General features: G+C 43.0%; 20 protein-coding genes. 11 read left to right on the top strand and 9 right to left on the bottom strand.

Annotation, left to right across the window (positions count from 1 at the left end):
• Positions 1–93: 93 nt before the first annotated feature.
• From GQR89_RS17545 to msrA, 3 genes are all read left to right on the top strand, one after another.
• Positions 94–1,185, top strand: coding sequence for an HlyD family secretion protein (locus GQR89_RS17545; protein WP_158771245.1), 1,092 nt, complete (start codon positions 94–96; stop codon positions 1,183–1,185).
• 110 nt (positions 1,186–1,295) lie between these two features.
• A complete protein-coding gene (locus GQR89_RS17540; protein WP_158771244.1) occupies positions 1,296–2,849 on the top strand; it encodes a DHA2 family efflux MFS transporter permease subunit in 1,554 nt (517 codons plus the stop codon).
• A gap of 85 nt (positions 2,850–2,934) precedes the next feature.
• The gene (msrA, locus tag GQR89_RS17535) at positions 2,935–3,522 is read left to right on the top strand and encodes a peptide-methionine (S)-S-oxide reductase MsrA (RefSeq protein WP_158771243.1); all 588 of its coding nucleotides are present in this window, start codon (positions 2,935–2,937) and stop codon (positions 3,520–3,522) included.
• 93 nt (positions 3,523–3,615) lie between these two features.
• Here msrA and nspC read toward each other — a convergent pair whose 3' ends face one another.
• Positions 3,616–4,755 carry a carboxynorspermidine decarboxylase gene (gene nspC / locus GQR89_RS17530; RefSeq protein WP_158771242.1) on the bottom strand — a complete coding sequence of 380 codons (1,140 nt, stop codon included), beginning with the start codon at positions 4,753–4,755 and terminating at the stop codon, positions 3,616–3,618.
• Positions 4,756–4,808: 53 nt separating this feature from the next.
• Entirely contained in the window at positions 4,809–6,011 is a 1,203-nt protein-coding gene (locus tag GQR89_RS17525) for a saccharopine dehydrogenase family protein (RefSeq protein WP_158771241.1), read from the bottom strand.
• A 244-nt stretch (positions 6,012–6,255) separates the two neighbouring features.
• Here GQR89_RS17525 and GQR89_RS17520 point away from each other — a divergent pair, with 244 nt between their 5' ends.
• Positions 6,256–6,489 (top strand): DUF2061 domain-containing protein, encoded by a 234-nt coding sequence (locus GQR89_RS17520; RefSeq protein WP_158771240.1) that lies wholly within the window; start codon positions 6,256–6,258, stop codon positions 6,487–6,489.
• Positions 6,490–6,826: 337 nt separating this feature from the next.
• Here the strand turns inward: GQR89_RS17520 and GQR89_RS17515 are convergent, their stop codons facing one another.
• The 6 genes from GQR89_RS17515 to GQR89_RS17490 form a co-directional block, all read right to left on the bottom strand.
• Positions 6,827–7,384: an ATP-binding protein gene (locus GQR89_RS17515; protein WP_158772314.1), complete on the bottom strand. Its 558-nt coding sequence runs from the start codon at positions 7,382–7,384 to the stop codon at positions 6,827–6,829.
• A gap of 55 nt (positions 7,385–7,439) precedes the next feature.
• Positions 7,440–8,078, bottom strand: coding sequence for a nicotinamide riboside transporter PnuC (pnuC, locus tag GQR89_RS17510; protein WP_158771239.1), 639 nt, complete (start codon positions 8,076–8,078; stop codon positions 7,440–7,442).
• On the bottom strand, positions 8,075–9,163 hold the full coding sequence (locus tag GQR89_RS17505; protein ID WP_158771238.1) for a kelch repeat-containing protein: 1,089 nt from the start codon (positions 9,161–9,163) through the stop codon (positions 8,075–8,077). Before GQR89_RS17505 ends, pnuC begins: the two co-directional genes overlap by 4 nt.
• Before the next feature lie 130 nt (positions 9,164–9,293).
• Entirely contained in the window at positions 9,294–10,232 is a 939-nt protein-coding gene (locus GQR89_RS17500) for a 1-aminocyclopropane-1-carboxylate deaminase/D-cysteine desulfhydrase (protein WP_158771237.1), read from the bottom strand.
• Positions 10,233–10,269: 37 nt separating this feature from the next.
• The gene (locus tag GQR89_RS17495; protein WP_158771236.1) at positions 10,270–11,346 is read right to left on the bottom strand and encodes a GGDEF domain-containing protein; all 1,077 of its coding nucleotides are present in this window, start codon (positions 11,344–11,346) and stop codon (positions 10,270–10,272) included.
• Between the two features lie 66 nt (positions 11,347–11,412).
• Entirely contained in the window at positions 11,413–12,129 is a 717-nt protein-coding gene (locus GQR89_RS17490; protein ID WP_158771235.1) for a ZIP family metal transporter, read from the bottom strand.
• Between the two features lie 231 nt (positions 12,130–12,360).
• Here GQR89_RS17490 and GQR89_RS17485 point away from each other — a divergent pair, with 231 nt between their 5' ends.
• Both GQR89_RS17485 and GQR89_RS17480 read left to right on the top strand, forming a co-directional pair.
• Positions 12,361–12,750: an MAPEG family protein gene (locus GQR89_RS17485; RefSeq protein WP_158771234.1), complete on the top strand. Its 390-nt coding sequence runs from the start codon at positions 12,361–12,363 to the stop codon at positions 12,748–12,750.
• A gap of 17 nt (positions 12,751–12,767) precedes the next feature.
• A complete protein-coding gene (locus tag GQR89_RS17480; RefSeq protein ID WP_370460960.1) occupies positions 12,768–14,234 on the top strand; it encodes a mechanosensitive ion channel family protein in 1,467 nt (488 codons plus the stop codon).
• Here the strand turns inward: GQR89_RS17480 and aceK are convergent, their stop codons facing one another.
• Positions 14,235–15,968 (bottom strand): bifunctional isocitrate dehydrogenase kinase/phosphatase, encoded by a 1,734-nt coding sequence (gene aceK, locus GQR89_RS17475; protein ID WP_158771233.1) that lies wholly within the window; start codon positions 15,966–15,968, stop codon positions 14,235–14,237.
• A 335-nt stretch (positions 15,969–16,303) separates the two neighbouring features.
• On the opposite strand from aceK, the gene GQR89_RS17470 reads away from it, so the two are divergent.
• The 5 genes from GQR89_RS17470 (at position 16,304) to thrC (ending at position 23,710) form a co-directional block, all read left to right on the top strand.
• The gene (locus GQR89_RS17470; protein ID WP_158771232.1) at positions 16,304–17,833 is read left to right on the top strand and encodes an Hsp70 family protein; all 1,530 of its coding nucleotides are present in this window, start codon (positions 16,304–16,306) and stop codon (positions 17,831–17,833) included.
• A 116-nt stretch (positions 17,834–17,949) separates the two neighbouring features.
• A complete protein-coding gene (locus GQR89_RS17465; RefSeq protein ID WP_158771231.1) occupies positions 17,950–18,456 on the top strand; it encodes a DUF3087 domain-containing protein in 507 nt (168 codons plus the stop codon).
• A 464-nt stretch (positions 18,457–18,920) separates the two neighbouring features.
• A complete protein-coding gene (gene thrA, locus GQR89_RS17460) occupies positions 18,921–21,383 on the top strand; it encodes a bifunctional aspartate kinase/homoserine dehydrogenase I (protein WP_158771230.1) in 2,463 nt (820 codons plus the stop codon).
• Positions 21,383–22,378 (top strand): homoserine kinase, encoded by a 996-nt coding sequence (gene thrB, locus GQR89_RS17455; RefSeq protein ID WP_158772312.1) that lies wholly within the window; start codon positions 21,383–21,385, stop codon positions 22,376–22,378. The genes thrA and thrB overlap by 1 nt, the downstream gene beginning before the upstream one ends.
• Positions 22,379–22,426: 48 nt before the next feature.
• On the top strand, positions 22,427–23,710 hold the full coding sequence (gene thrC, locus GQR89_RS17450) for a threonine synthase (protein WP_158771229.1): 1,284 nt from the start codon (positions 22,427–22,429) through the stop codon (positions 23,708–23,710).
• The last annotated feature ends 23 nt before the right edge of the window (positions 23,711–23,733 follow it).

Genomic DNA, 23,733 nt, shown 5'->3' with positions numbered 1-23,733 from the left:
CACTATTTTAGCTTTGTTATGATTGATCGTTTCAAAGTGTAGTGTAATATACATTACACTTAATGGGTTAAGCATTCAAATTTGGGCAAGCAAATGTCGTTAAAAAAAGTGTTTTTTCTAATTGTCTTGTTGGCATTCATAGGCTTTGGGGTCAATAAAGGTATCGAATGGTATGAACATGGGCGTTTTATCGAAGAAACTGATAATGCCTATATAAAATCAGATAGTATTTCGGTTCGAGCGGAAATCTCAGGACGTATTGAAACCTTAGCGGTTCAAGAGAATCAACATGTACGAAAAGGTCAGCTTTTAGTACGTATTAATGCGAGCGATTATCAAGCCAAATTAGCCCAAGCTAATGCCGAACGTGGCGTCGCCCTAGCCGCATTAGTGAATGCCCAGCAGCAAATTAACCTGCAATACAAAAAAATGGATGAAGCGAAAGCTAATATTGATGCAGCAACAGCGGAAGTGAAGCGCGGACAGCTCAATTTAGAACGTTTTCAAATCTTAGATAAACAGTCATTTGATTCTAAACAACAATTGCAAAACACTGAAGCTGATGTAGCCGTAGCAAAAGCGAAGCTAGCCCAAGCCCAAGCTGCCCATGCTGCAGCCCAGCAAATGTTTGCCGTACTCGATGCTCAACAACAAAGCGCGGAGGCCAATATTACCTCTGCCGAATCGCAAATTGCTTATGCGCAAAGCCAGTTGGCAAAAACTGAGATCCTTGCCCCCAGTGATGGCATTGTGGGTAACTTAGGTGCGCGTAGCGGTGGTTTAGTACAGCCAACTATGACCCTTTTGTATTTAGTGCCTTTACCTGAAGTTTACGTTGTCGCAAATTTTAAGGAAACGCAGATTGGCCACATGACTATCGGTCAGCCCGTTAAGCTCACCGTAGACGCCCAAGACGATGTGGAATTTACCGGTGTGGTGGCGTCAATTTCCCCCGCTACGGGCTCTGAATTTAGCTTGTTGCCCAAAGACAACGCCACTGGCAACTTTAATAAAATAGTCCAGCGCGTGCCGGTGCGTATAGATGTTCTAGGCCCAATTGAACATATGCATATTTTACGGCCCGGCTTATCTGTGGTACCTCACGTGGACACTCAAGGGTTTAATCAACAAAGCGCCTATTTAGCAAATGAACAGGGCTTAACCTCACAACGCGATATCCATTAAACCGTATAGGTAATATTAGCGAGCAACTATTTAATAGCTAAATATTGAGCTGATCGCATTGTGATGGGCTACTTAGCGGCAATTTGGTGTAAAAGAGCAAGGCGCTTGATATGAGTGATGAAAAAGCAACTGAAATGCCTTCGTTTAGGCAAAAAATCGGTTTTGTGGCCGTTATGCTTGGTATGTTTATGGCCATTCTTGATATTCAAATTGTGGCCAGTTCCCTAAACGAAATTCAAGCTGGCGTGTCGGCAACTCAAGATGAAATCTCTTGGGTGCAAACAGCCTATCTTATTGCCGAAATCATTATGATCCCACTTTCAGGGATGCTGACGCGTTGGTTGTCAACGCACTTAACCTTCGTTATCTCATGTATCGCTTTTACCATCGCAAGTGTGGGTTGTGCCTTAGCCCAAACGATCGACCAACTCATTGTGTTGCGTGCTATTCAAGGCTTTGTTGGCGGGGCAATGATCCCCATTGCCTACGCTATCAGTTTTAAATTATTTCCGCTTAGAGTGATGGGGGCGGTACAAGCCGTGATCGGTATGATTGCAACTACGGCACCTTCAATAGGGCCAACGCTAGGGGGTTACATTACCCAACATTCGAGCTGGCATTGGTTGTTTTTAATGAATGTGGTGCCCGGTATATTGGCCAGTGCTGGGGCGTGGTTTTATTTGCGCATCGATAAACCAGATTTCTCGTTATTTAAGAAAATCGATTTTATTGGTTTGCTGTATCTAGCGCTGTTTCTAGGACCTTTGGAATACATTCTTGAAGAAGGGCCCGGAGATGAGTGGTTCGACAGTACACTTATTTTATTACTGAGTACGGTTTGTGCGTTAGGCGCTCTTGGTTTTTTCTGGCGGGCGTTTCGGGTGGCCTTACCTATCGTTGATTTGAAGGTGTTTACTGACCGTAATTTTGCTTTAGGCGCTTCGTTAGGCTTTATTATCGGTATTGCGTTGTACGGTATGGTTTACCTTATGCCATTATTCTTGGGCACGGTACGCGGCTTCAACAGTTTGCAAATAGGCCAGTTAATGTTCGTGACAGGCGCCTCTATGTTCTTTAGCGCACCGATTATCGGCCGCTTGTCTGACAAGGTTGATGCGCGCTACATGTTGGCAGTTGGTTTGATCATGGTAGGTGCGGGCTCAATGATGAACGCAAATCTTACGGACCAAGCCGACTTTCAGCAATTTATGTGGCCGCAAATGGTGCGTGGGGTGGGGTTATTGATGTGCCTACTTACGGCTTCACGCATTGCTATGGGTACACTACCAAACAGTGAAATCAGCAACGCTGCTGGCTTGTTCAACGTGCTGCGCAATTTAGGCGGCGCCGTGGGTTTAGCCCTTATGGATACCATTCGCGATATTCGCGTGGATTATCACTGGGCGCAACTGATACCCGCAATTGATACAAACCGAGCTGTGGTAATTGAAGAACTGACCAAAGCTCAACTAGCCGTCGCCGGAGTAGCAAGCGATCCCGCAGCAGCTGCTATTAAGCAAATTGCTGACAGAGTCATGCAGCAGGCGCAAGTATTGGCTTTTAATGATCTATTTCTATGGATAGGTGCTATGTATGCTTGTGCGTTGCCCTTAATGTTTTTTATCCGCAAGGCAGAAAATGAAGATGTCGGCGGCGCACATTGATGAAAGTAGAATAGCGTTTATCGGTTCTTCTATCATCGAACGTCACATTTTTGTGGGCGTATTGTTGTAGCTTGAAAGGATATTTATGAAAACTGTTTTATCAGCACTGTTACTCAGTGTGTTGTTTTTCTCTTCCCGTGTATCTGCCGATGAAACCATTTTAGCGGGTGGCTGTTTCTGGTGTATGGAATCTGATTTCGAGAAATTAGACGGTGTAAGTGATGTGGTATCTGGCTTTACTGGTGGCAAGACGCGAAATCCGACTTATAACGGTGATCATCGCGGACATTATGAAGCAGTAAAAATAACCTATGATCCTAACGTAGTGACCTACCAACAAATTCTGGATCATTATTGGGTTAATGTTGATCCCTTTGACGCTCGAGGACAATTTTGTGACAAAGGCCAGAGTTATTTAAGCGCCATTTTTGTTGCTAATGAACAAGAGCGGGAAATTGCCGAGCAAACAAAAGAAGCAGTGCAAGCTCAATTCCCTAAGCAAACTGTTGTGACCCCCATTTTAGCGGGGACGCGTTTTTATCCTATTAAAGGTAGTGAGATTGCGCATCAAGACTTTTATAAAAAAAGCCCTGTTCGCTACAAGTTATATCGATGGAACTGCGGACGTGATCAGCGTTTAGAAGAAATATGGGGTGATAAAGCCAGTCATTAAACGTCTTGCTGCTTACCTAGCATAAAGACATACTGTTGTGTAAAAAAGGCGTAACTGCAGATGGCAGTTACGCCTTTTTTATTAGCGACAGCACTAGGATAATTTGTTTTTAAAGTCTTCGTATTCGAACTTCCGTATCAATTCAAATTGTCCATTTTTACGTAAAATGCCGATTGAAGGATGTTGTACCCCATTGAAGAACGTGGTTTTAACCATGGTGTAATGGATCATATCTTCGAAGATGATGCGCTCGCCAATTTGTAGTTCATGATCGAAGCTATACAAATCAATGGCGTCGCCGGTTAAACAAGAGTTGCCTCCAAAACGATAGGTATGGGCGAGTTCGCCTGCTTTGCCTGCTCCTCGCACTTCTGGGCGATAGGGCATTTCAAGGACATCTGGCATATGAGCCGTCGCGGACATATCAACAATCGCGATTTTATCTCGATTCTCAACAATATCGATCACTTCACACACTAAGGTACCGGTTTGCCAAGCAACGGCAGAACCAGGTTCAAGTATGACGTTCAAATGCGGATAACGGGCTTTGAAGGCTTTCAAAGTGGCGATAAGATGCTCGAGATCGTAGCCTTCTTTTGTCATCAAGTGGCCACCACCAAAGTTTATCCATTTAATTTGTGAAAAATATTGACCAAATTTTTTCTCTACGGCAAGTATGGTTCGTTCAGTAGCATAAGAGTCACATTCACATAAATTATGAATATGAAAACCTTCTATTTCACTTAGATCAGCCCCCACTAAATCTTTTGCCAATATGCCAAATCGTGAGCCTGGTGCGCTCGGATCGTACAACTCAGTGTCTGCTTCACGGTGTTCTGCGTTTAAGCGTATCCCAGGGGAAACATTGGAGCGTAAAATTTGTTGTTTGTAACGCTGCCATTGGCCGAGACTATTAAAGGATATATGGTCTACTAGTTCCACTAATTGATCGATATCTTCCGGTTTATAGGCAGGTGAAAACGCATGTACTTGCTTACCAATTTCTTCTTTACCTAAACGAGCTTCCCAAACTGCACTGGCTGTAGAGCCTTGCAAATATTTTTTAACTAGGTCGAATGTGGACCACATGGAAAAAGCTTTTAGCGCTAAAATAATTTCAACGCCACTTTCTTGCTGCACTCGTTGCATAAGTTGCAAGTTTTTTTCCAGTTTGGCTTCTTCACAGACATAGCAAGGGGAGGGGATTGCGGGATTTAACATTGGATCAGTCACGGGGTACTCCGCTGGATAAATAAAGGGCCAAGTAATTGGCCCCTATGATGTGCTTACTTGCTAAATGGGCTCGCATCGCATTCGATGACATGCCAAGGCAACCCATGTTGATTTAGCATATCCATAAATGGGTCCGGGTCAAACTGCTCCATGTTCCATACACCTGGTTTCTTCCACTTACCGCTTAGCATCAATGACGCACCGATCATTGCGGGTACGCCAGTAGTATAAGAAACGGCCTGTGCACCAACTTCAGCAAAACAAGCAGCATGTTCACAGTTGTTGTAGATAAAAATAGTTTTCTCTTTACCATCTTTTAAGCCTGTGATGTACGTACCGATACAGGTCATGCCCGTATAGCCGTCAGCTAATGAACCTGGATTAGGCAGTACGGCTTTTAAGAACTCTAACGGTATAATTTGCTGACCTTGGAAATCGATTGGCTCGATACTGGTCATGCCAATGCCCTCAAGTACTTTAAGATGCGTCAAGTATGCATCACCAAATGTCATCCAAAAGCGCGCACGTTTCAAGGTAGGGAAGTGCTTAACGATTGACTCGAGTTCTTCGTGGAACATCAGGTAAGACGCTCGCACACCAATGTTTTGATAGTCTAAATCTTCACGAACGCTTAATGGATCGGTTTCTTTCCATTCGCCATTTTCGAAGAAACGTCCACGCTGGGTGATTTCACGAATATTGATTTCAGGGTTGAAGTTAGTAGCGAAGGCTTGACCATGGTCACCACCGTTACAATCAACGATATCCAAATAATGAATTTCATCAAAATAATGTTTGGCGGCATAAGCCGTATATACATTGGTTACACCTGGATCGAACCCACTACCAAGTAATGCCATAAGACCGGCTTTTTCGAATTTCTCTTGATACGCCCACTGCCACGAGTATTCAAATTTCGCCACATCTTTTGGTTCGTAATTGGCGGTGTCCATATAATGCACACCTGTTTCTAAACAGGCGTCCATGATGGCTAAGTCTTGGTAGGGCAAAGCCAAGTTTATGACTAGGTCAGGTTTTACTTGGTTAATGACCTTAACCACTTCACTAGCATGATCTGCATCAACCGCAAATACGCCTTTAACACGGTCGACACCAACTTCTTGTTGCAAGGCCTCGCATTTAGAGACGGTGCGACTAGCAAGATAAATTTCGTCAAACAGCTCAGGTAAACGAGCACATTTTTTGATAGTGACAGCAGCCACGCCGCCAGCGCCAATAATCAGAACACGAGACATAGGGAAACCCTTATAATTAACAAGATTCATTAAAACGCGAATGCTATCACCTAATGATGGGATGTAAACAAATGGCCGTGAAAAAACTTAACTGGGGGCGATATATTTAGAAACTTAATCTGCCAGTCGAAGATTAAATGAGAATCAATCTTATTTGTAGATTGACGTGATTGATTTGTTTCATTGGCTCGATTAATAAGCACAGCATATTATCTGCCTATCAACTTCTTATGTCGGAATATTTATGAAAACTATTACATTTGCTATCACGCATTTTACCGTGGCGTTCAGCGTTGCTTACCTATTAACGGGTAGCTTTATTGTGGGTGGGTTAATTGCTTTAGTAGAGCCGGCAGTGAATACAGTTGCTTATATGATCCATGAGCGAATCTGGGAGAATAAGCGCCTTCATGATGAGGGGGGAGAGACAACGCAAGCTGATAGGCGTCCGCTAGCCCATTTTGGGCATAGCCACTGATACGCCCTAGCACATTTTTTGATATTTTTAATATCAAAGGGGGGATCAAAAAAGCGCCTTACCCGGACAAGAATAAGACGCTTTCGTTTGAAGAGCTTTATATCGCTCAATACTGCTATTTTTAATTATAGTTATTATTTTTGTTCCCGTATTAGATGATCTGGACACCTAACACAACTAACCATATGCAACAGGTAGGCCAACTTTTAAAGTCTATATATTTCAATTGGTTAGGTTTTTTCAGTCAAGTGTTTGGACTTTAAAGCTTTGCTTCGGACGGTTTAATTTAGTGCAAGAAGCACCAAATAAGTGAAGGAATTCAATCGTTTACAATATTTTAACAGACCGGTGAAGCCGTTTTGTTCAGTCTTGATGTGAGGGAGTTGAGTGCGCTCATTACTTGCGTGACACGAGACTTAACCGTGCCACCGACCGTAATGAAATGGATGCCATGGGTGACCAAATATTGTTTAAGAAACTGTTGAAACTCACTGCGATTAGCATCGCCAGAGCGTTCCCAAGTATCGTCATAGGGAATATCATTGTCGCAAAGGACCACAAGGTCATAACGTTGCCAGCTAGCATGAGCTAGTTCCGTCAATTCGGGTAAGGGGGTGGTGTGATAGTGACAAGCAAAATGCCATGTTGTAAAGGCGTTCGTATCACAAAATAAGTAGCGATGGGCTTTTTGTTCTGCTTCGTCTTCCCATTGGTTTTGAACTTGGGCGATATGTAATAATTGCTCTGGTGAGAGGCGACGGTCTACTTGGTGTTCAATCCAGTATTCTCGACCATATTCTGCCACCGATAGTGTATTCAAGCGGTCAGCGAGAGCTTCGCTTAAGGTTGATTTTCCGGTGGACGGCGCTCCTAAGAACACTACTTTTTGAATCATGCTGTTACTCTGCTGGTCATTTCGAATCATGGCTTGGGTTACAGTGCTTTCTACGTTAACTACGCGCATTATCTGGGTCTGATAATGCCTGAGTATTGTTATGGCGGCGGAATTCCTTTATCCAAGAGTACTGGCCAACTAATGCCATAAGTAGAAAGCTGAAGTATAATGCAGATGTAGGATACAACCCTTTTTGCCAGTAAATGCCGATTGCCACTACATCGACAATTATCCAAAGGCTCCAGTTGTAGAGCTTACGGTGAGTGAGTAACCACTGTGCAACTAAACTTGCGCACGTTGTAAAGGCATCCGCGTAGGGGAAACTGGCATCAGTTTGACTCGACATCAGACTACCTAGTAGGCTGGCACTTGCAATGATTAGTACCCCGTAGCCAGCATATTCCAACACACTACCTGATACGGGAGATATTCGACCTTGCTGGTTCTGGTTTTTGGTCCACATATACCAGCCGTATACTTGAAAACCGATATAGATAATATGCAGCCCCATATCGGAATAAAGTTTCACATCGAAGAAAATCCAACTGTAAATACTGACCTGAATCAGCCCAAAGAAAAAACTCCAACGGCTGCGTCTGATTAACAAAAATACGCATAAAAAACCTGCGGTAGTGGCGACCCATTCTACAGCTGATGCGCCCGCAAATCCCGCTAGCCACTCTGGCCAATTCATTGATGAAACACCTGAATTTGACTCATGAACGATTTGCCTTTACCCGCATTGCCTCCGATCACGTACAAGGTATTGCCTATTGAATTGGCACTGGTATAAAGCGCAGGTTTATAATTGATGTTAGCTATATGCCATGTATCTGATGGCAGCGTTAGTGTGTATGCACTTTGCGATTGGTCTTCATCGGCGAACACCCATACGGTGTTGTTCGCTAAAACTGTGCTGTGAGCACTAACTGCATGGGGCAAATTAGGCATCCTATGCCATTGATTATTCGCAATATCGTAACGTTCGACACTCGCTAAATTATCCAGATTTTGTTCACCACCAATAGCATAAATATCCTGATCAGTTGCCACGACAGCCGTTGATTTGGCGTTAGGCATATTGGCTAGTTTTTGCCAGATATGGCGTGTTATATCATAACGCCAAAGTGAAGCACTGGGTGTTAGCTGATACCCATTGCTGGCTTCATAAGATGCTCCGCCAACCAAATAAATATAGCCGTCAATATATACTGCTTTATTGTTTCTCAATGGTTCAGGTATATCACCTAAAACAGTGACTTCGTGCGTTATGGTATTAAACACCTCAATGCGTGGCTCAACTCGCACATCGTCAGTTTCATGGCTAATGCCGCCAACAAGGTAAATAGAATGTTGTTGATCAAATACTGCTGAAAAATAGCTTCTGGGTAACACTTTATTCGCTAGCACGGTGACTTGGGCAGTTAACGGATCGATAATCTCTATATCGGTTAAATAGCCTTGTTTACCGTATCCAGAAAATACATAAAGTAATTTATTATCTGCGGCAGATGCATGGGCAAAGCGCGCGGTTCGCAAGCTAAGTGTTGATGGAGTCGCCTGTTTATCAATTTGCTCATCAATACTTTTTTGCACTGCGTCATTATCAGCGGGGGCTTGCAGGGATTGAATAACGTCATCTGCAGATATAATAGATGCAATATCAGAATCTGATGTAAACACATCATTCGTAGGCGAGGCGGCTGGTGGAGCCGATGCACAACCACTTAAAAGAATAGCCAAACTTAATAACAACGCATATCGGGTGTTAAACAACATATTAGCCAAATGGGATAAGTGAAAAGATAATGGGCGGGAATATACCATCACCATCGGAAAATGTAATCTCTACTCGTAATACAAATCCAAGTAAAAAAAGGATTAGTTTAGTATGTGCTTCCCACCGTGCTTATTGGCGAGCGCCTTGTAACCCCCCCGTATGTATCAGCAACATTTTGCTACCCTTGGGTAACGCACCTTGAGCCATTAATTCTTTTGCGGCCCAGAATAGCTTGCCGCTATAAACCGGTTCGATAGGAATAGCTAATTCACGATTAACGCTTTGACAGAAAGCCTCAAGCTCTGGGGTAGATTTAGCGTAACCATTAAAATGAAAATTGTGGTTTATATTCCACGTGGGCAGCAATTTTACTGAATGGTGGTGAGTCTCGAGTAGATTGTTGACGAGTTCTTCTAAATAGTCTTGACCTTTCAAGACGCCTATTCCAAGAATATGGGCCTGCTTGGCAGTGGGTTGCATAGCGGTGCCGTGCACCAAGCCTGCTAGGGTACCGCCGCTGCCTACAGGAGTCAGAATATAATCGTAGGTTTGCGTTAATTCGCTAATGATGTCAGCTACGCCGTCTAACGCAAGCTGTGACGAGCCTCCTTCTGGAATAACCAATGCCTTAGGAAAGCGATGTAATAAGGATGCTAAATAATCAGCTTGGTCCCGCTGCTGGTATATTTTACGATCGACATATTCAATATTTACTTGCCAAGCTGCTAAGTCACGTAACATAGGTGTTGGCGTTGATTGATAGTGACCCCGTACTATCGCTGTGAGCTTTATACCTAATTGTTTACAGACGTATGCTAATGCATGAAGATGATTAGAGTATCCACCACCGAAGCTAATAACGTGACGAATGTTATTGTCCAATAAGTGTTTAATGGAGTAGCGCAATTTGCGCAACTTATTACCTGACACAATGGGGTGAATCATATCGTCTCGTTTAACCCATAACTGGTAATGCTCTGCATTCGGCCAAGCCGGCGTTATTGGCTGTTCGGGGGAAGGAAGGGTGAAATGTTGTGTAATATGGCGCCCTTGAGGATCGACTGTCACGTTTTAAAAATGCCCGTGCAAAAACAGCAGTGTAACCTTATTGTTTTGAACTGAATAGAATCGCTCGGTTTCGCCCCTCTGTTTTCGCCTGATATAAGGCTTTATCGGCTTGTTCAATTAAATCATTGGATTTTTGCTTCGGCTCAGGCACAACCGTTGCAATGCCGATGCTAACGGTTACAGGTATTTCAACATCATTGTGGACGAACTTATGCTGAGCCACGGATTGCATAATATGGCTAGCCATGAATTGGCTTTGGGCAGCGTTACAACCAGAAATAAGCACCGCGAACTCCTCGCCACCGTATCGCGCCGTAATATCTGTAGCACGATTAACTGAGATACTTATGGCATGAGCGAGGTTAACTAAGCAAGCATCCCCAGCTAAGTGACCGTAAGTATCATTCACCGTTTTAAAGTGATCCACATCGATAAGCAGAAGGGCCACTTCGACCTTGTGACGTATTGCATACTGCCATTGGTCTTCAAAGTATTGATTGAAATAGCCTCGATTATAGATACCAGTTAAGGCGTCCGTCTGGCTCAGCGTTTCAAGTGTTTTACGCTGTGCTTCTAACTCTATTTCGATTTCAAAAGCACGCATATACTCTCTATTTGCCCTTATGCCCATGCCTGAAATATAGAAAGTATAAACCAGCATCATGGTTGCAAACGGTATATAACCTTCCGTGAAAAAACCTGTCAACATAGCCGGCAGCATAAGTATTGCTAAGTTGATAAGTCCTAGTTTTATTCTGGGACTTAAAGCGAAGAGTGCACTGCTGGCTATTCCTGCAAGGGCAAGCATTGAGACATGTATCAGGGGCTGGAAGCGTATATCAAATATCGCCAACATAAACACGGAGCCTAAGATGGCTGCCTGGCTGAGGGAAAGGGTTGAAAATATTGTGAACCACAATCGGCTGGAATACGCATAAATAGTGGGTGAGTAAACGTAGTGTACAACCCGCAGCAAACTAATAAAAAGCATGCTACCGGCAAGCAAGTAGGCTAGTTCTGGCTGCATGGTATGGAAATGTAGCGGCCAAAAAATTACCGGTAAAATGAAGCTATAAACAGCTATCCCCGCCAGTGAGCGACGGAGTAAATCCATATCGATACGTTTTTCTATACTTGAAGCTTGAATGATTTTCTACTCCTTTTCGGTAATTCTGCGCGACTAATGTTTGGTCAACATAAAACCAATTAAACCCAGAGCAAAGCCAAAAACACCGCCCATTGGTGGAAACCAATGCTTAGCTAGTTTCGCTTGTGGGGCGATATCTTGAAAAATAGAATATAAAATTCCCCCTGAAGCAAATAGCATAATCGCCGAAACATATTGCGGATACCTGGCTAACCAAAAATAACCCCCTAATCCAGCCACAGGGCCAAACAGCGCTAACAAGCAAAAAACTATTAACAGACGATTAGCGCTGAATTTTTTTCCTGAGCGCATTTCACGAAACGCGTTAAATCCTTCGGGTAAATTCTGCAGAGCGATTAATATTGCGATCAAATAAGCATTACTTTTGCCAGTGGCAAATGCTGCCCCCAGTGCCACTGATTCAGGAATAAAATCCGCTAGCATAGCGGCTAACTGGCTTGCTGGAGTATTTATTCTAACCAGTAAAATATCAATAGCCATAAAACTCAGGCTACCGCCAATAAAAAATAGAAGTCCGACGCTAAGGGACAGATTAGCCATTCCCTCGGGTACTAATACCAGCGCTACAGCAGATAATAATGCACCGCCCCCAAAGGCGATAACAAGGTGACGAATTTCGGCTTCGAACCAGTCCGACTGAAAATGTTCAATGCGAGCGATAAGCGCACCCATTGGCATCGCCAAACCAGCGAGCAGGGCAAAAATAATGACTAACCATACGTTATCCATAAATTCCTTTGAAATACGTAAAGATATTCGAGGGTTAATGTAGAGTATAATTTATTTTATAAAAATCAATGTATTAAAGTGAACGTTAAAAGATATTGAGCGTTAGATATAACCACTAAAACGATATATTTTATTTAGACTCTGCTGGTTGATGTGAGTCGCAAGTTTAAGGAATATTTCAAAAGTCATGCTAAAGTCGGACTATCTATATCGTGTTTGGGGCAAAATACAATGACGACAATATTAGTATGTTTACTGATTGCCACCCTGATGCCTATTTTGGCAAAAATACCGCTTACCATCGCTATGAATAAAGAGCAGGGCGGTTACGACAATCGCCATCCTCGAGCGCAGCAAAAACACTTAACAGGATTCGGGGCGAGAGCTGTTGCAGCCCATGCGAACTGTTTTGAAGCCCTGATCTTATTTGTGCCGGGTGCGTTGGCGGTAATTATAACGCAATCTGCTGGGCATCTAGCTGAATATAGCGCGATGTTGTTCATTGTCGCGCGAATCGGCTATTTATTTGCGTACTGGTCGAATGTACACCTGGTGCGTAGCATTTTATGGGCAATTGGCTATATTGCTTCTTTGAACCTTCTTTGGTTAGCCATTCCTTAACCGCTTAGAGAATAAACGTGGATACAACAAATAGCAGTAACCTGACTGGCTCGACAACTAGCACCATTATGGAAACATCTGAGACCGCACTTAAAAGCAACGATGTCGTGCTTGAAAATACCAGTCAACCCCTTATGCAGACGCTACAACAGTATGCTGATGTAGTGCATCAACATATTTTTATGACCGATACATATATACAGCTCGGCTTAATAGGTTGTATTTATTTATTGGCTTTTTGGTTAGGTACTAAGTTACGACGAGCATCCAAATTCGTTGATAACCAACCGGACGTAAAAGATCACCCTATACGGCGGATTACCTACCGTATTGATAAGATGATATTTCCGTTAATCGCTATTGTATTACTTAAAGTAGTCACTGAATTTAGCTTGAGTGTTATTGGTGCTAATTGGATCTTAGATTTAGCCCTGACGATTGCGGTACTACTGTTTGTTAATTCAGTGATTAATGCCTGTGTTTCACACCCCATACTTGCTGGTTTGTTGAAATGGATGATGTTGCCATTGTTGTTCCTGCATATGGTGGGTTGGCTACGAGGCATTATCGAGATTTTACAAGGTGTGAGTGTGAGTCTAGGGAATATCGAAATCTCTGCTTACGGGCTGGCCAGAGTATTGATCTTTGGTACGTTACTATTTTGGATTGGACGTGCTTCCAATAACGTAGGCCAAGATATAATTCGTAAACAAGAATCCTTAGACATCAGGACGCGAGAGGTCTTTGCGAAGCTTTTTGAAGTGGCCTTAGTCTGCGTTATCGCGTTGTTATTACTAAATGTAATGGGGATAAACCTAACAGCGCTGGCTGTGTTTGGCGGAGCTGTGGGAGTTGGCTTAGGGTTTGGCTTACAGTCGATTGCGTCGAACTTTATTTCAGGGATTATTATCTTACTTGATCGCTCGGTTACGATAGGCGATTACATCGAAATGGAAGAGGGACAAAAAGGCTTTGTACGACATTTTAAAATGCGTTACACCACCCTTGAAACTTACGATGGTAAAGACATTATGGTGCCCAATGAAAAATTCATTTCAAGCACCTTTGTTAATTGGTCACATAAAAACATAAAACAACGTTATCGAGTCGATTTTTCCGTTGCTTATCAAACGGATATTCGCGCTATGGTTGAGATTATCAAAGAGGTCGTTGGCACCCATCCACAAATTCTAAGTGGCGAAGATTATCCCATTGAGGAGCGTCCAGATTGTGAAATTGATAGCTTTGGTGATTCCGGCGTCAATGTATTTGTAGAATTCTGGATGGAAGGTATCGACGATGGTAAAAACCGCGTGGGCGGCGATTTAATGCTGATGATATTCGAAACCTTACGCGAACATAATATTTCGATTCCATTCCCTCAGCGTGAAGTCAGAGTGCTCAACTCAGAGCAGTATACCGTGACCAAGACAACTGACGGCAATATTACCCATGCTGTCGATGGAACAGCCAAGCAACCTTAGCTAGTTCACAAAGCGTTTGCTTTGATCATAAGGGATAAATTCAGGTACATCGCCCTTTAGAGATTGTGCCTGCATATCTCTCCAATATTCGGCGGTCATTATTTCTCCATGCAGCGCTTTGAGTTCTTGCTTTAAGCGTTTTTTGCCGACAATGAAATGCTCAAACTGCTCTGGGAATACGTCAGTTGGTCCAACCGATAATGTATCTATAGCGTAAGGATCATCAGATTTGGGCAAACTTCTAAACTCTCGATCCTTCAAATAACAGATTTCGTCGTAATCATAAAATATCACTCGTCCTCCCCGAGTAATACCGAAGTTTTTATGCAGCATGTCGCCAGCAAAAATATGCGCCGCAGCTATTTGCTTAATGCATAAGCCTAAATCATTTAGCGCACTGGTAATAAGTTTGGGGTCGGTTTGCTGTTCTAGGTAGATATTCAACGGTGTCATTTTACGCTCAATATATAAGTGCTTAATGATCACTTCACTCTCAGTTAACTCGATACTATTGGCACACGTTTCGAGCAATTCATCAATAAGTGCTTGTTCTACCCGGTGTCGGGGCAGACGAAAACTAACGTACTCATGGGTGTCGGCCATTCGCCCCACGCGATCAGTCATTTTAACCAACCGATAACAGTCTTTTACATGTTGACGAGTGATTTTCTTACTTTCAGGAAATTCATCTTTGATAATTTTAAACACCACGCCATAAGAGGGCAGATGGAATACCGCCATGACGAGTCCACGTATACCTGGGGCAATAGTGAATTGATCTTCTGAATTATCCAAATGTTGTAAAAAGTTACGGTAAAATACGGTTTTTCCGTGCTTGTAGAGTCCTAATGCAATGTATAACTCGAATTTTTTCTTATGCGGTAATAGTTCATGTAAAAAAGCCACTACCTCCGCTGGATGCTGAGTATCAGCCATAAAATACGAGCGGGCAAAGCTGAAGATAACACTTAAGTCTTGGCGGTCTGTTAATAGGGCCTCAACCACTATTTTGTGTGAGTCTTGGTCGCTACCGGATTCGTCAATAGAAAGAGGAATAACAAAGGGCAGCGTTTCATCTGGCATACAAATACGCCCAATTAAGTATGCGGATTTACTGCGATAAAATACTGATTTGAGCATTTCGACTGTATGTACGCTCGCTAACTGGCCAGTATTTAAGCGGCTGCGCAAGGCATCCTCTAAATGGTCAAGATCTCGCTGCATATCTTGAAAATTAATTTCAAATTTATATTGCGAAAAAATATCAACTAGCATCTGACTCACAGTGCCAGAGGTATCAAAACTGTGTACTACCAAATGGCGCTGCAGCCCAGCCAAATAACAGCGGGTAGGCAGAATAAACATCATGCTATCGTTAATTTTCTGATGCTTGAAAATGCGCCCAATAACTGAGTTGTAGAAAGTCTCAGCCAGTTCGTATTGAGGATGGTCACTAAGAAGTTTTTGAAAGCGACTTTTTAATGCTAGCCAAAATTGGTTGTTTTCTTGATGAGGAAAAACCTGTTGATAAATTTCCCCTACAGCATCCGACAATGTACGCTCGTATATGGCGATTCGCTCTTTCACCGCTTTTTGTGTCTCTTGCCACTGAGCTTGCTCAAAGCGTCGTTGTGCATCTCGAGTAATGCGTGAATGCCAACGATAGCTTTTGTCAAAGCCATGCAGAATCAAATACGCCACTTTATTCAACACTGAAGCGTGTGTGTTGTTCACTTAAAACCCACTTATGCGCTAACCATCAATTTACTATCAATATCAAAAAAGCCTATAAGTTGCCATCACCAGATGTATTAGGTGCTTATAAGCTATGCCGTAAGATGGGGCTCATTCCGTCAATTAACGCTGCTTCTTGTTTAACCTGAAGTGGGAGATAAAGCCCAATTACGACCGTTAGGTCGCAGGAAAATAGCGGTTGTACTTTATTTGCCGATTAAGAGAGTTATCCATATGGATAAAGGATTAAAGTACTTCAGGTAAAACAATTAATGAAGTGAGCATATTTTTACATTACACTTCGCGGCTTTATTTTAGGTCAATGAACGGCGGATATGGCAGCAATAGGCATAGATTACGGGACGTCAAACTCTGAGGTTTCCTACTTTGATGGTCAGCAGCACCATTTTATCAAACTCGATCCTAATGTTGATGGGGCGAATAAGATCCGCTCGTCCGTTTTTATCTATTATGAACATGAGTTGCCTACGCCTCCAGTCTCGATGATTGAAGCCAAAGTTGCACAAATAAAACGGGCGATTTCAGAGCAGATAGATAAAGCTAAAGAAGGCTATTACGAAGCCCAAGACGCCAGAGAGCAGCAACGTTATAGTAATCAAATAGACGATTTACGCGCCGAGTTCCATAATCTTCCTGATTTGCAACGTCGCGCGATTGAGCTTTTGTTAAAAGATATGACAGTCCAAGATTTGCCGTTAAAGCAGCTGGTGGAAACGGGGCAATTTGCGTTTGGTGAAGAGGGCTTTAAACGTTATTTAACTACCCCTGATAAAGGCCGGCTTATATATTCGCCTAAGAACTTCTTGGGAGCCAGTTTAGTAGCGGGTCAACAACAAGCATTTGTGGGGCTTATCGCCAAGCAATTGGAATTCTTTCGTTTAAGTGCCGAGCAACAACTCAATATGCCGGTGGATACTGCTGTCATAGGCCGCCCGGTGAAATTTCATGGTACTAGGGGGCAAGAAGGTAATAATCAAGCTATTGATATTATGACCCAAGCGGCAACTCTGGCCGGATTTGCCCATGTTGAATTTCTAGAAGAGCCTATAGCTGCGGCTTATAAAATTGAACGAACCCTGGATAAACATACCAATGTGCTGGTAGCCGACATTGGTGGCGGTACCACAGATATCTGTTGCATTAAATTATCACCGGAAAAGCAAGCCAACCATGATCGTCAGCAAGATGTACTGTCGGTCACGGGAGCGCGTTTAGGTGGTATGGAATGTGACAAAAACCTTATTATTAAAAGCATTGCTCCCACTATGGGGCGCGGTATGTTGATGCGTAATGGGTTGCCAGTGCCTCCAACATTCTTTTCTGACATGTGTGCGGTTGACGATATTCCAAAACTTAATCAATTTTTCTCAGACGAGTACTGGTTAGATATTGTTCAAACCAAGTCTGATGTAAAAGAGCCTAAGTTATTGGCACGACTGTTAACCGTTCAAGAAGAGAAATTATCAGCCAGATTGGTTAACTCCGCGCGTTTGGCAAAAGAAATGCTTTCCTCGAAAGACACCATCACCTTGCCTCTGCATTATATCGAGCCGGACTACGATGTAGATATCACTATCGAAGAACTTAGTAGTTCGATGCAATCGTGGATGAGTAAGGTAAAAGCGTTGGTGACCGAGTGTTTACGAAACAGCATTGAACCACCTGAAATGTTATTTATTACGGGGGGAATGAGTTTGTCGCCCATCGTAAAAAAAGAGCTAGAGGAAGTGATGTTGCCCCACTTACCCGTGATGCAAGGAGACGCGTTTAATTCTGTGTGTGAAGGTTTGGGTATTCAAGCCGCGCTGTTAGCTCAGCGCGTAGCCGAAACTTCTAGCAAATAAAATGCTTAGCTGTTCTAAGGGGAAGTGATTCAAGCGGTTAAGCATTATATTACCGGTATACGCTAAGTTTCGTTACACTTCGAGTACACAAATCCGTAAATCTATTTTTGGTTATTATGCAGCTCATTGAAATTAATAAAGCCCGTTATCGACGCCATTTAAACTTGGTAATAGTGGGATGTATAGCAGGCTTGGCAGTAGGGAGTTTAACTATTTCACAAGGGTTGATTGCCTTATTCCCCGATGACAGTGGTAGCCATTTTCACTGGAATTTGCTCGGCGTGGTAGTAACAAGTCTAACGTTAGGGTGGTTACTCAATAAATACCGAACTCACGATTTTATGACCGAAGTCGTATATGTTTGGGAGTTAAAGCAAGCACTGAATAAAATAAACCGCAAAATGCGTAAACTTAAAGCGGCCGCTGAACAAGGTAACGCTAATGCGTTACTCGCACTGCAATATAGTTATGCTGGCTCACGGTTATTATGGCAGCTGGACGACAACACCATTATTATGGATGACTTAGCGATTGAACAAGCCAAGCTTGATGTGCTTGCGGCACAATATAATTTAACGTTAGACCCTAACGATTACGACGCTCGAATTTTAAAGCAATTTTAAGGCTCGTAATAATCCGCGCCGCAGCGAGTAGCAGATTCGTTTACCCTTACTGGTCAAGCGAACGCATCCATAACTAGGTCATATTTTAGCCGTTTATTTACGTTATCTTATTTTCACAAATAATGCTTTTGTGCGTTGTTTAGACGATAAACGGTAAAATAATTTCCAAGTAGAATGAAAATGCATAATAAATCTCACAACAAGACGTCTAGATGGTTGACATATAGACGTCTATACGGCAAATTGAGCCCATGAACGTAGATTCAAATATAATAACAAGCACCACCGGCATGATTATGATTATCACCTCTTTGAGGTGATCGCTGGCTTGTGCATATCGAACAGACATAAAGCCCGCAAATTAAAGCGGGCTTTTTTGTTATTAGCGCAGCAAAAAAGTTAATTACTGGTTATTCCGTCGCGTCAAAAACGGAGTGTGAATAACCACACTAGGAGCAAAATACATGAAGGTGTTGAAGTTTGGCGGTTCGTCATTAGCCGATGCAGAGCGTTACTTACGGGTAAAAGACATTTGTTTAGATACCCATGCAACCAGCGGCTCTGCCGTTGTGTTATCAGCCCCTAAAGGTGTAACCAATGCATTATCTTTGTTATGCGAAGAAGCCAGCAGCGGTAAGGATTACGGCGAATTGTTCGCTAAGCTGAACATGGTGCTCTTCGGTATTTTAGATGATTTAAACGATACCCTTCCTGAATTTGATGACAGCAAGCTTGCCCCTTACATTCAAAAAGTATTGAATGAATTGAACCAGCATCTTGAAGGCTTTGCATTATTACGTTGTGCTCCTGAGTCTGTAGTTGCAAAAATTTTAAGCATCGGCGAATACATGAGCGTTAATATATTTAGCCAAATATTGACGACTCTTGGTACTAAAAATCAAATTATTGACCCTGCTGAATTAATTTTAGCGGAAGGAGATTACCTCGATAGTATTGCTGATGTTGCCGTCAGTAAAGCGCGCTTCAGTGAAGTCGATAGCTCGGGCGACGTAGTACTTATTATGCCTGGCTTTGTAGCGGTCAATGCGGAAGGTGAAAAAGTCACGTTAGGCCGCAACGGTTCTGACTATTCAGCAGCTATATTAGCGGCCTGTATTGGTGCCGAGTGTTGTGAAATTTGGACCGACGTAGACGGGGTTTATAACGCGGATCCGAACCAAGTTGATGGTGCAGTGCTACTCGACAAGTTGACTTATCAAGAAGCTATGGAGTTATCTTACTTCGGCGCAAAAGTATTGCATCCGAAAACGATTGGTCCGATTGCTCAGCATCATATCCCTTGTCTTATTCGTAATACTCTTAATCCTGCTGCACCAGGTACGCTTATCAGTAATGAAGCGAGCACTAAGTGGACGAGTGTAAAAGGCATTTCACATCTGGATGATATGACCATGTTTAATGTGGCAGGTCCAGGCATGAAAGGCATGGTCGGTATGGCTAGTCGCGTATTCGAAGTCATGTCGAATGCGAATATCTCTATTAGCTTAATCACGCAGTCATCTTCTGAGTACAGCATTAGCTTCTGTATTCATAGTAAAGATGCGGTTCGTGCTCAAGACTTATTAGAAGACTCTTTTGCGCTTGAGTTAGCCAACAATTTACTTGACCCAATTGAAGTGCGTCATGACTTAGCGATAGTGACCTTAGTGGGAGATGGTATGCGCCACTCACAGGGATTAGCGGCTAAGTTTTTTAGTTCTTTAGCACAAGCGCGTGTTAATAACGTTGCGATCGCTCAGGGTTCATCGGAGCGTTCAATTTCAACAGTGATTGAAAGCAGCAAAGCGAAGAAAGCAGTAAAAGTGGTTCATCAGAATTTCTTCTCAAATTTACATGCCATAGATGTATTCTTGGTTGGTTGTGGCACCGTAGGCAAAGAATTGCTTGGCCAAATATCCCGTCAACAAGCGGTATTGCTTGAACGTGGCATAAGTTTAAAAATCTACGGTATCGCCAATAGCCGTAAACTATTATTACAGGCTGGTGGTGTTGATTTAGACGACGATTGGGCAGCACAGCTTAACGCTAGTGAATCGTCATTGTCGGTTGATAAGTTACAAGATTTTGTAATGCGTAATAGCTTGGTTAACCCTGTCGTGATTGATTGTACTAGCAGTTCAGTTATCGCCAAGTTGTATGTAGAGCTAATGAATGGTGGTTTCCATGTGGTCACACCAAATAAAAAGGCTAATACGGCTTCTTATGCTTATTACCAACAGTTGCGTGAAACAGCCCAATCGACGAATCGCCAGTTCTTGTATGAAACGACCGTTGGCGCTGGTTTACCTGTTATTGATAACCTACAAAAACTCATTTACGCAGGGGATGAACTTCAGCGTTTTGAAGGGATTTTATCTGGTTCGTTATCGTTTGTATTTGGTAAGTTAGACGAGGGTTTAACCTTATCCCAAGCAACTGAAATCGCTAAAAAGAACGGATTTACTGAACCAGACCCCAGAGATGATTTAAGCGGTACCGACGTTGCTCGCAAATTATTGATTATGGCCCGTGAAGCGGATTTAAAGCTTGAGTTAGACGATATTCAGATTGAACCCGTGTTACCGCCACATTTCGATTCTAGCGGCAGCGTAGATGAGTTTATGAATAAACTACCTGAACTAGATGCGTTGTACGCCGAAAAAGTCAACGCGGCTAAAGAAGAGGGTAAAGTTCTGCGTTATGTTGGCTCTATCAGCAAAGGTAAGTGTGTGGTATCTATCCAAGCTGTAGGGGCAGATCATCCTTTATATGTAATTAAAGAAGGTGAAAATGCTTTGGCAATTCACAGTAACTACTATCAACCTATCCCTTATGTAATACGTGGATACGGTGCCGGTGCGGCGGTAACTGCCGCCGGTGTGTTTGCTGATGTATTACGAACAATGCCATGGAAACAAGACGTGTGATGAGTGAATTAGACGATATGAAAGGAAAAGTACTGCGTGCTTTTGCTCCTGCATCAACCGGCAATGTTAGCTTGGGCTTTGACATACTCGGCGCAGCTTTAAAACCGATTGACGGCACTGTGTTAGGGGATGAAGTTGATCTTGAATTAGCCAGCGAATTTAGTCTTGAAGTCAAAGGCGCATTTGCGCATAAATTGCCGGCAGACCACGACACTAATATCGTCACGTGCTGTTATCGTCACTTCGTGAGCGTGTTAAGTGATAAAGGCGTAAATTTGCCTGCGGTAAAGATGACCTTACACAAGCACCTGCCTATCGGCAGCGGCTTAGGGTCAAGCGCCGCATCTGTGGTGGCGGCGTTGCACGGCTTAAATGAATTTTATGGTCGGGTATTAGGCGAAGTACCCTTTAATCAACATCAGTTACTGTTGATTATGGGGGAATTAGAAGGTCAGATCAGCGGCAGCGTACATTATGATAATGTAGCACCCTGTTACTTAGGCGGCTTGACGTTAATGGCTGAGCAAGGCGATACGCTAGCGCTGCAATTACCGACTTTCAAGCACTGGTATTGGGTTGCGTGTTATTCAGGTATTAGCGTATCCACTGCTGCAGCGCGAGATATCTTGCCTAAACAAGTGCCTATGGCCAATACCTTAAAATTTGGTCGTCAGTTAGCGGTATTTGTTGATGCCTTATATCGCCAAGATGAAAAACTAGCGGTGAGCATGATGACCGATGTAATCGCTGAACCTTATCGCAAATCGTTATTGCCGTATTTTGATGAGTCTCGTCAATTTGCTATGCAAAATGGTGCACTGGCCTTTGGTATTTCTGGCTCGGGTCCTACGGTTTTCGCAGTATGCGATGACTTAACGCAAGCGCAGGCGATCAGTACCTGGCTAGCAGAAAATTACATTCAAAATGACACTGGCTTTAGCCATGTATGTCAGCTTGACGAACAAGGAGCGGTGGTTACAAACGCCAACGCTTAGCACAATATTAAATTACGCTTAGTTGAATAAGCACAAAAGGTAAGAAACGTGGAACTTGTTAATTTAAAAGACCCCTCTGACAAAGTTAGTTTTGCTGAAGCGGTAAAAAAAGGCTTAGGTAAAAACCAAGGGTTGTATTTCCCTACAACTTTGCCAACATTTGATGACATCGATGCCATTCTCGAGATGCCATTCGTTGAACGGTCAGTTGAAATACTCAGTCAGTTAATAGGCGATGAAATTCCTCGCGATCGGTTACAGGGTATTGTTGAACGTGCATTTGCATTTGAAGCACCGCTAGTAAAAGTGACAGATAATGTTTACTGCTTAGAGTTATTTCACGGTCCTACATTAGCGTTTAAAGATTTCGGCGGCCGCTTTATGGCACAGTGTTTAACAGAGTTAGCGGCAGGTGAAAAAATCACAATTTTAACTGCCACTTCTGGTGATACAGGTGCAGCTGTTGCCCATGCATTCCACGGGTTAGATAATATCGATGTGGTTATCTTGTTCCCTAAAGGGAAAATTAGTCCCCTTCAAGAAAAACTGTTTACTACGTTAGGTGACAATATACACACCGTGTCTATTGATGACGACTTTGATGCGTGTCAGCAGATGGTTAAGAGTGCCTTTGATGATGCAGATGTGCGTGAAGGTTTGCATCTAAACTCAGCAAACTCGATTAATATTAGCCGTTTGGTTGCTCAAGTTTGTTATTACTTTGAAGCTGTATCTCAGCTAAATAAAGCGCAACGAGAAGACTTAGTTATCTCTGTGCCGAGCGGTAACTTCGGTAACTTAACCGCTGGTATGATTGCTAAAACCATGGGTTTGCCTGTTAAGCACTTTGTTGCAGCCACTAATCTAAATGATACGGTACCGCGTTACTTGAAAACCGGTACTTGGGATCCCAAAGCAACGGTAGCCACTATCTCAAATGCCATGGACGTTAGCCAACCGAACAACTGGCCGCGTATCGAAGCTATTATTGAATTGGGGTATTTACCGCCTGAAGTATTATCTGGTGATATGGTTGATGAAGATTACACTCAAGTAGCAATGCGTCACTTAGCGCATTTAGGCTACATTAGTGAGCCTCACGCAGCGATTGCATATAAAGCGTTAGCGCGCTATATGGAAGAAGGCCAAACGGGAATTTTCTTGGGTACAGCCCATCCTGCTAAATTCCGTGAAACCGTGGAGAACGTTTTGGGACAGCCCATCAGCTTGCCTCAACCACTCGTCGATTGTTCTACTAAAGAGAGCTTTGCGGTTGATTTACCAAGCGACTACGACACACTTAAGAAGCATTTATTTAGCCTTTTAGGGTAATACAAGTGGTGTGTGAACGTTGT

It is taken from the genome of Paraglaciecola sp. L1A13, from assembly GCF_009796745.1.
In the GTDB taxonomy this organism is placed as follows: Bacteria; Pseudomonadota; Gammaproteobacteria; order Enterobacterales; family Alteromonadaceae; genus Paraglaciecola.
This window is presented reverse-complemented; position numbering and strand designations above follow the sequence as displayed.

What these genes read in the sequence shown, in the direction of transcription:
- GQR89_RS17545 (WP_158771245.1), top strand. Translation starts at nt 94, where the DNA reads ATGTCGTTAAAAAAAGTGTTTTTTCTAATTGTCTTGTTGGCATTCATA.
- GQR89_RS17540 (WP_158771244.1), top strand. Translation starts at nt 1,296, where the DNA reads ATGAGTGATGAAAAAGCAACTGAAATGCCTTCGTTTAGGCAAAAAATC.
- msrA (WP_158771243.1), top strand. Translation starts at nt 2,935, where the DNA reads ATGAAAACTGTTTTATCAGCACTGTTACTCAGTGTGTTGTTTTTCTCT.
- GQR89_RS17525 (WP_158771241.1), bottom strand. Translation starts at nt 6,011, where the DNA reads ATGTCTCGTGTTCTGATTATTGGCGCTGGCGGCGTGGCTGCTGTCACT.
- GQR89_RS17520 (WP_158771240.1), top strand. Translation starts at nt 6,256, where the DNA reads ATGAAAACTATTACATTTGCTATCACGCATTTTACCGTGGCGTTCAGC.
- GQR89_RS17515 (WP_158772314.1), bottom strand. Translation starts at nt 7,384, where the DNA reads ATGATTCAAAAAGTAGTGTTCTTAGGAGCGCCGTCCACCGGAAAATCA.
- pnuC (WP_158771239.1), bottom strand. Translation starts at nt 8,078, where the DNA reads ATGAATTGGCCAGAGTGGCTAGCGGGATTTGCGGGCGCATCAGCTGTA.
- GQR89_RS17505 (WP_158771238.1), bottom strand. Translation starts at nt 9,163, where the DNA reads ATGTTGTTTAACACCCGATATGCGTTGTTATTAAGTTTGGCTATTCTT.
- GQR89_RS17495 (WP_158771236.1), bottom strand. Translation starts at nt 11,346, where the DNA reads ATGGATTTACTCCGTCGCTCACTGGCGGGGATAGCTGTTTATAGCTTC.
- GQR89_RS17490 (WP_158771235.1), bottom strand. Translation starts at nt 12,129, where the DNA reads ATGGATAACGTATGGTTAGTCATTATTTTTGCCCTGCTCGCTGGTTTG.
- GQR89_RS17485 (WP_158771234.1), top strand. Translation starts at nt 12,361, where the DNA reads ATGACGACAATATTAGTATGTTTACTGATTGCCACCCTGATGCCTATT.
- GQR89_RS17470 (WP_158771232.1), top strand. Translation starts at nt 16,304, where the DNA reads ATGGCAGCAATAGGCATAGATTACGGGACGTCAAACTCTGAGGTTTCC.
- GQR89_RS17465 (WP_158771231.1), top strand. Translation starts at nt 17,950, where the DNA reads ATGCAGCTCATTGAAATTAATAAAGCCCGTTATCGACGCCATTTAAAC.
- thrA (WP_158771230.1), top strand. Translation starts at nt 18,921, where the DNA reads ATGAAGGTGTTGAAGTTTGGCGGTTCGTCATTAGCCGATGCAGAGCGT.
- thrB (WP_158772312.1), top strand. Translation starts at nt 21,383, where the DNA reads ATGAGTGAATTAGACGATATGAAAGGAAAAGTACTGCGTGCTTTTGCT.